The following is a 6,550-nucleotide window of genomic DNA, read 5'->3' on the forward strand; positions in this document are numbered from 1 at the left end:
TCTTGTTTTATAGTATTATCTTGATCTAATTCTCCAAAGTAAAAAGGATTATTAGGAAGTTCACTTGAGCCTGTAAGGAGGGTGGAGTTTAGGAAGATTTTTGTATCTAAACTTTTAAAATCTATTTGATATTTTTCTTCTATGTCCTTTATATCCAAAACACTTCTATCTTTTGCAAAAATATCACAATGATTATCATAAATATGGATCAAATTTGACATAGAGATGAAAGAAGTATTGTTAGAATTATCTTGCAAATCTTGTAAATTTACTTTATCTAAGAATATGATTTTTATATTATTTGTCTTTAATACTATGGTATTGGTATTTTTATCATAAAATTGCTCTATGTTAAATACTTCGTTTAAAATTAAATTAACATCATTTTCCTTAGTATTAAAGCTTTGATTATTTAGATTATCTTGTAAGGAAATTTCTTTATCTAAATAGTCTTGGATATCTTTTATTTTTTCATTTCTTTTTTCTTTTAAAGTATTGATAGATTTATAAAGCCTTTTTCTAGCATCAAGATAGGTATCATTTAGATTTTCTTTATCTAGGATGAAGATTTTTGTGAAAGTAGAATTATAGCCTAAATTGTTTATAGCAGTAGCTTGAGTGAAAAGATCTTCTTGATTATAATTTATAGCTATGGAATTTTCACATTGATATAAGGCTTTTAAATATGCTATGGATGAATTTTTATCTATTGTGTCTATTTCGTCATTGTTTATAAAAGCAAGCCTTGTTATAAATAATTCTCTATCCATTTTTTTTCTAAATATTCAAGATAAATGAATATTATATCAAATATATTAAATTTTTGATAGTCTTTAAAATATATACATCAAATATGCACTTGCAATTAATATAATAATATTGCATAAAAACCCTATAAACCAACTTAATTTTTTGTGTTTTTCTCCTGTGCTATAACATTTAAAAAAATAAGCTTGTAATAAACAAGGAAGTATAATAAATGTGATTGTAAAAAAAACATAGTTATACAAGTCAAAAATCCAAAATAATTATATGCTTTATATTCTTGCGGTGACAATTCTTTAGCTTCTAGAGAGCTAAGTAATGCAAGATCCCTAGAAGTTTCAAGATCATAAGTAAGATAAAATACAATAACAATAGCCATAAAAAAGATAATAAAAGATATTGAAAAATAAGATTTTACAAATTCTTTTATATTAATTTTAATCCAATAATTTAAAATAGAAAAGACAACAAGAACACTTAAAGTTGTAAGATAAAATTTTATATTAGTAAAAGCAAGAATAAATCCAAATAAACCCCAAAAAATAGAAAGTGTAATACTATCTCCCATTTAAACTCCTGTATTATAAAGCACATTATAAGCTTTATCTTTAAAATCAAGTTTAGTGATAAAATCCTTACTATAAAGTTTAAAATCCAAACCATAAGGAGTGAATTTTTGATAGTCTTTAAAGATTTTCATATAACTTATAAAAACTCACAATTAATAAAAAGATATTACACGCAAACCCTATAAACCAACTTAATTTTTTGCGTTTTTCTCCTGTGCTATAGCGTTTAAATAAATAAGCTTGTAATAAACAAGGAAGTATAAAAAATGTGATTGCTAAAAAAAACATAGTTGCAAAGGTTAAAAATTTAAAATAATTACGCACTCTATATTCTTGTGGTGATAATTTTTCAATTTCTGGAGGACCAAGCAATACAAGCCCTCTAGAAGTTTCAAGATCATAAGTAAGATAAAATATGATAACAATAGCCATAAAAAAGATAATAAAAGATATTAAAAAATAAGATTTTACAAATTCTTTTATGTTAATTCTCATCCAATAATTTAAAATAGAAAAGGCAATAAGCACAGATAAAGCTATAAGATAAAATTTTGTGATAACAGCAATGGATAGTAATGAACCTACAAAAATAGAAAGCGTAATACTATCTCCCATTTAAACTCCTGTATCACAAAGCACATTATAAGCTTCATCTTTAAAATCAAGTTTAGTGATAAAATCTTTACTATAAAGTCTAAAATCCAAACCATAAGGAGTGAATTTTTGATAGTCTTGATAATCTTGATTGTAAATATAATATTGTTTAGTTTTTGGAGATTGCAAGATGTCCTCAAAGGTTATTTCAATAAAAGTATCTTGTACTATATCACTATACCTATAAGTTCCCATTTGTCTTGTAGAACCCCAAATACTAAAACTCTTTTCATTAAAATCCCAAGCTCCAACAGGTTGTCCTAGCTTGATAAAATTTCCCTTATCATCAAATTCATGTCCTTGATCTAAAAAATCAAAGCTATCATAAACATAAACAAGCATTTCATCAACGCGGTATGATACCTTTTCTCTATCTCCTTGAATTTCTTTTTTAATGCTTAATTTCGAAGGAACAAAATTAAAAGAAAATTTACCACTGCAAGCATAAAGAGATAGATCTTGCATGAGTTCATCATAAGTTTGCTCTAAAGTCTCATATGTATTATAAGTAAGTCCAAATGGCGATGTCGCAAAAATAAATTTATCAAGTCTAGCATAAGAAAAATCTACCTTAAATTTCTCTGCAATATTTATACCTAAATTTTGCCAAATTTGTCTGAAAAACTCATCATCACCCATACCTATATATTGACAATTTAAAGTATCAAGCTCATAGGGCTTACAGTCTAAAATGCGTTTATAATCTTTTGAAATTTCATCATTTTCTTTAATGATGATATAAGATTCTTCATTTTTATCGCTTCGATTTTCTTTTATATCGATAGCAAAATCAAATTTATATTCTCCTTGAGGCAAATTTTTTAATATCAAAATATTATGAGTTTTTCTTAAAATTTTTTCTATTTGCTTTGCAAAATTTTGAGTGTATATGTCTTCTTTTGTATGAAATTTTTTACTTAGTCTTTTTATTATAGGAAAATGAGAATAAAACTTATCCCAATCTAGCGTAGTGTAAAATTTAATAGAACGCCTTTCTTCTCTTGCTTCATTTGTTTTATTATCTACATGGTGCGAAAAACGCTCTGAATTTTGCCTTAGTCTTTTCATTTCTTGGGTTTGTGTGTTGTTTGGATAAGGGGTATAATGTAAAATAAGGGGTTCTATACCTTTACTTTGTAAGAAATTTTGTATTTCTTTTAGTCTTTGTTCTGCTTGGGGATTATTAGGCTTATTTTGTTTTACGGGGAGATGATAATTTTGTATTGTATCTATCTTAGGGCTATTTTGCCACAATACTTGAAGTTGATAGCTAATAGCCCAACCTAGTGTTGCTATTTCATTATTGCTTTTTTGATAGTATTTAAATTCATTATAACAACACTCTAATTCTGTAGGTAAAACTGTTTCATCATATTGCAAAGTGCTAAAATTTATATTATTAATATAAATTTGGCTCTTTAAAGTTTCTTCATTAATATGTCCTACCGGAACAATGTTTTCCCAAAAAAGTTCTTCATCCATTATTTCATCCTATTGTTTTTATATTTTTTAGAAATTCCTTAAGCATGTTCTCATTTAAATTTATAGAATACCTAGTCCAGCACATTCTAGCATATTTATAAAGTTTCATATATTTGGCTTGTTTTCATATATTATTTTATCCTTTATGATTTGCATTTGAATTCATTACTAGGAGAAAAAATAATAACTAGGTGTATCTTGTTTTATAGTATTATCTTGATCTAATTCTCCAAAGTAAAAAGGATTATTAGGAAGTTCATTTGATCCTGTAAGGAGAGTGGAGTTTAGGAAGATATAAGCTTGATAGTTTTGAAGTTCTTCAAAAGTAAAATCTGTCGTTGCTTCTAATTTATAAAGTTCATCATAAATACTTTGACAATCAATGATGCTTTTATTTTCACAAAACAAATAAATACTTTTTTTATCTTTATGAATAGAATATAAAAAGTCTTTACCTATCATAATTTTCCTAAATAATACCTATTTTAGCTTTTCCATTAAAATAAAAGCTTGTGATATTTTACAAACTCCACCTAAATATTGCTCATCCCAAATTTGATCTTTTATTTTATAACTTTTTGAATTATATCCATATATTTTTGTTATATTATTAATATTTTCAAGACATTTCATATCTTTATAAACTACAATGAAAATTCTAAATTCCCCAATGGCAATTTTATGAGCTAAGTTTTCTTGATTATTAATAAAGGAACAATCTTTTCTGTATTTATTAAAATCATTTTTATCAAGAATTAAAATATATTTTTCTTTTTCATGTACTTTTAAAATAAAATCTATGATTTTTGTTTGACTAGTGGTAGGAGCTTTATAGCTTGCATAATAATTATCTCCAAGCTCTTCTAAAATACCATTTGTTTCTTGCATTATGGTGGCTATTAATGAAAGAAAATATTCAAAATGATTGATTTTTTCTGGAGAACTTCTAAAAAGTCCAAGAGGTCCATTTTTAAGAGCGAAATTTTTATTATTAATAGCATTATTTTTTAACACAAAAGTTTCTGTATAAATTTGAATATTTTTCATAAAATGATTAAGATACTCTATACACTCACTAAGGCTTTTATCTTTGACCTTATTATAGTTAGCATCTAATTCTAAAAGATAAGAATAAAAATAGAGAGTTTGGGTAAGGGGGATAATGGAGTGCTCCCCTGTTACTCCAGAGCTTGTATTGATTGTATGAAGCAGTGTTGTATCGCTATATTGATTGTCTTGATGTAATCCTAGCTTAATCCCTAGTTTTGATATAGGAGAGCCGATATACCATTCATTTTTATATTCATTATTACTTGATTCACAATGAAAGATAGAATCTTGAATTGAGAGTTTTTATATATATCTTTCATCTCCTTTAAGTTCAAAATTTTGAGGTGTCTCCTATCTTCTTTAAAATGTTGCCAATAATTATAAGCAAGTTGTCTATAATATGGTGCAATATCTGCTAAGATAGGAATGGCATTAATATCAAGTGTCATCATTGTTGTATGAGTAGAAAGACTCATTGTTATCCCATAGTATTGACTTTGTTTTTCTTGGATTATCTTGTGTAATATCTCTCGTATCTTACTTTCTAAGAAAATATTATCTTTGCCTAAATCTCTTGCTCTATTTGCTATATTTTCTATTTCTTCTTTTATAAATCTTTCTTGTTGTTCTTTACTGTGAAATATAAAGAGTTTTACTATATAATCATAAGGAGGTGCTATCTTTCTAGCTCCAGGTGCATTACAAGTATATAAAGCTTTGATATTGTTTCTATTCCTATCATTACAGATACTTAAAGCAAAGAGTTGTGCTAGACAGCCTCCAAGAGAGTGTCCTGTAATAGTAAGAGAATCTTTTTCTTTGATTTGTGGATAATCTTAATACAAGTTTCATAAAAGTTTAGCATATCATCATATTGGGCTTTAGGTATAGAGCCTATGGTTAAAGAAGCATCAGCTACAAACAAATCCATTTCTGTTCCTCTAATGGCTAAAATATAATTGATATAGCCATATTCACTGGTATAGCCTTCTTCTTTTGTTTTACTATCAATTTGTTTTCTTTTTTCTCCAAATAAAGTAGCAGAAAAACCTGAATTTGTATTAGGACAATGTTTTAATAAATCATAGCGAGAAAAGAATTGTTTGGCTTGGAGTTGGGAGAAGTCGCCACTAAATAACTCATCATCAAAGAAGCCATTTTTAGCTTTCCTGTTTTTTCATCTTTAAAATATTTGTATTCTATGTTGAGAATATCAATTAGGGTGGGGAATACAGATTGGGTTGTATCTTCTTTAATATCTCTAAAATATTTTAATCTTTTCCAATCCTTACTATTTTCCTCTGGCTTATAACTTTCATTAGCTAAATGAAAATATCCATAGGCTGCCCAAGGAAGTTCTGCATTGTCTCGTAATTTAGTGATTAATCCTTTATTGTCCATTTTTGCTCCTTTGTATTGAAGTACAAACTGCAATATTCTTCTATCTCTATCCACTCAATATTATAACTAGCCACAGATTCTTACTCTAAATTGTAACGTCTTGTATTCCAAGTATCAAGTAAAATTATTGATGTAATGTTATCTTTAGAGATAAGTTTTTTATTGCTATACAGAATAGCCATTATATCATATCTAGTCTTTTTTATTTCTCCTATATATGTTGCATATTCTCTAAAATTTTGCAAATAGAATTGCTATTCTTTACTTATTTTATAAGCTCTTCTATTCAGCTCCTCCCAATCTAATGTATCCAAACTTAATCCAAAATACCCTAGAATCTTATTATACTTTAGGAAGTTCATTTAACTTACACATATTCCTAAATTGCCAATAACTAGGCTCTAAATAATAAGAATAAGGAGTATAATAAAAGATAATTAAGCCTATACTTCCAAGAAAGACTAAAAACTTTGAAACGCTTTTTGTAGATTTAAAGATGATTTTATAAATAAATTTTAATATAAGATAAGAAAGAATAGTAGAAATTATAATAAGAAGTAATATATATGTCATGGGTTATCTCCTTAGATTCTCTATTTTATTAAAATTAAGATGTAATTTTGTGGTTT

General features: G+C 26.5%; 9 protein-coding genes and 1 pseudogene. All 10 read right to left on the minus strand.

The genetic code is table 11. The annotated features are described in order from the left end of the window. On the minus strand, positions 1-770 hold a 770-nt coding region (locus AJ887_RS10330; protein WP_261659752.1), incomplete at its 3' end, for a hypothetical protein. A 134-nt stretch (positions 771-904) separates the two neighbouring features. Continuing rightward, positions 905-1,333, minus strand: a complete 429-nt coding sequence (locus AJ887_RS00730; RefSeq protein WP_261659753.1) for a hypothetical protein — start codon at positions 1,331-1,333, stop codon at positions 905-907. Continuing rightward, positions 1,334-1,465, minus strand: a complete 132-nt coding sequence (locus tag AJ887_RS10335) for a hypothetical protein (RefSeq protein WP_257841651.1) — start codon at positions 1,463-1,465, stop codon at positions 1,334-1,336. It lies immediately after the preceding gene. Then, positions 1,452-1,949, minus strand: a complete 498-nt coding sequence (locus tag AJ887_RS00735) for a hypothetical protein (protein WP_070284667.1) — start codon at positions 1,947-1,949, stop codon at positions 1,452-1,454. The genes AJ887_RS10335 and AJ887_RS00735 overlap by 14 nt, the downstream gene beginning before the upstream one ends. Then, on the minus strand, positions 1,950-3,470 hold the full coding sequence (locus tag AJ887_RS00740) for a DUF6402 family protein (RefSeq protein ID WP_070284669.1): 1,521 nt from the start codon (positions 3,468-3,470) through the stop codon (positions 1,950-1,952). Between the two features lie 168 nt (positions 3,471-3,638). After that, entirely contained in the window at positions 3,639-3,932 is a 294-nt protein-coding gene (locus AJ887_RS00745; RefSeq protein ID WP_251814491.1) for a hypothetical protein, read from the minus strand. A gap of 7 nt (positions 3,933-3,939) precedes the next feature. Continuing rightward, positions 3,940-4,640 (minus strand): annotated as a pseudogene (locus AJ887_RS10095) (hypothetical protein); the annotation flags it as partial. A gap of 89 nt (positions 4,641-4,729) precedes the next feature. After that, complete coding sequence (locus AJ887_RS10340) at positions 4,730-5,344, minus strand: lipase family protein (protein WP_315940865.1); 615 nt, start codon at positions 5,342-5,344, stop codon at positions 4,730-4,732. Between the two features lie 250 nt (positions 5,345-5,594). Beyond that, entirely contained in the window at positions 5,595-5,921 is a 327-nt protein-coding gene (locus tag AJ887_RS10100) for a hypothetical protein (protein WP_002881839.1), read from the minus strand. A gap of 342 nt (positions 5,922-6,263) precedes the next feature. Continuing rightward, entirely contained in the window at positions 6,264-6,494 is a 231-nt protein-coding gene (locus AJ887_RS00770) for a hypothetical protein (protein WP_002881838.1), read from the minus strand. Between the last annotated feature and the right edge of the window lie 56 nt (positions 6,495-6,550).

This window comes from Campylobacter sp. BCW_6466 (assembly GCF_001762835.1).
GTDB lineage: Bacteria > Campylobacterota > Campylobacteria > Campylobacterales > Campylobacteraceae > Campylobacter_D > Campylobacter_D jejuni.

What these genes read in the sequence shown, in the direction of transcription:
- AJ887_RS00730 (WP_261659753.1), bottom strand. Translation starts at nt 1,333, where the DNA reads ATGGGAGATAGTATTACACTTTCTATTTTTTGGGGTTTATTTGGATTT.
- AJ887_RS10335 (WP_257841651.1), bottom strand. Translation starts at nt 1,465, where the DNA reads ATGAAAATCTTTAAAGACTATCAAAAATTCACTCCTTATGGTTTGGAT.
- AJ887_RS00740 (WP_070284669.1), bottom strand. Translation starts at nt 3,470, where the DNA reads ATGGATGAAGAACTTTTTTGGGAAAACATTGTTCCGGTAGGACATATT.
- AJ887_RS10100 (WP_002881839.1), bottom strand. Translation starts at nt 5,921, where the DNA reads ATGGACAATAAAGGATTAATCACTAAATTACGAGACAATGCAGAACTT.
- AJ887_RS00745 (WP_251814491.1), bottom strand. Translation starts at nt 3,932, where the DNA reads ATGATAGGTAAAGACTTTTTATATTCTATTCATAAAGATAAAAAAAGT.
- AJ887_RS00770 (WP_002881838.1), bottom strand. Translation starts at nt 6,494, where the DNA reads ATGACATATATATTACTTCTTATTATAATTTCTACTATTCTTTCTTAT.
- AJ887_RS00735 (WP_070284667.1), bottom strand. Translation starts at nt 1,949, where the DNA reads ATGGGAGATAGTATTACGCTTTCTATTTTTGTAGGTTCATTACTATCC.